The following is an 863-nucleotide window of genomic DNA, read 5'->3' on the forward strand; positions in this document are numbered from 1 at the left end:
CCGGGACGCAGCTCAAAGTGCAGCCCGGCCTCTCCGCGGGTGAACACCACGTCGGAAATCCGGCTCAGCTGGTTCATCGCTTTCAGGAATGCGGGATTGAACGTCAGCCCCTGGGCGTTGATGCTGTCCGGTACCCAGCGGGTGCCTTCGCGGTGCAGTACGCCGCTCAGACGCGACTGCAGGAAGCGGGTGATGCGGCCGTTGTCCGCATTCAGATATTTCGCCAGCAGAGGCAGTGACACCTCGCTGCTGACGTTTTTAAACGGATAACGTCCGCCAAACGCGCTGTTCCACTCGTTCACCACCGCCTGTTGCCACCGGGCGTTCAGGCTTTCCGCTGCCGGCCTCAGCACCTGCTGCCAGGCCTGCTCCATCGGACGCACAAACACCGTCTGACCAAAACCGCTCCACTCCTGCCCGAGTCCGGCGGCGACCAGGCTGCCGTAGTCGCGGGTGTCAGTGAGGTCAACGGTTTTCCCCTGAAACACCGTCTGCGCCAGCGTCTGCGTCATGGCCTGCGGGTCTGCCGCGTTGGTGACCTGCTGCAGGCGCAGACGCACCTGCGTGACGCGCGTCAGGAAGGTGCGCAGGCTCATACTGCTGCTGCCCTGATTATCCGTCAGCGCCAGCAGCGGGCCGAAGGTGGCATCAAGGGGGCCGGTCGGGCCGCTGTTCTGGTCAATGGCCGGGCGCTTTTCCCGACTGAGCAGGTTCTGCGCGGATTTCACCAGGGAGTCGGCAATGGCATCCCCACTCTGCCCGGTACGTCCCTGCACGCTGAGGGTGTTCATCAGCGCCACCAGCGGCGACTGGCGCACATCCGCCATCAGCGTGAGCTGGTCAATTGCGTCGGAAAGCGTCGG

Annotated in this window: 1 pseudogene; it reads right to left on the minus strand. The window is 64.4% G+C overall.

Features of this window, described 5'->3' with window-relative positions:
- Positions 1 to 863 (minus strand): annotated as a pseudogene (locus VI01_RS24515) (type VI secretion protein VasK); the annotation flags it as partial.

It is taken from the genome of Pantoea sp. SM3 (assembly GCF_000963995.1).
Lineage (GTDB): Bacteria > Pseudomonadota > Gammaproteobacteria > Enterobacterales > Enterobacteriaceae > Pantoea > Pantoea rwandensis_B.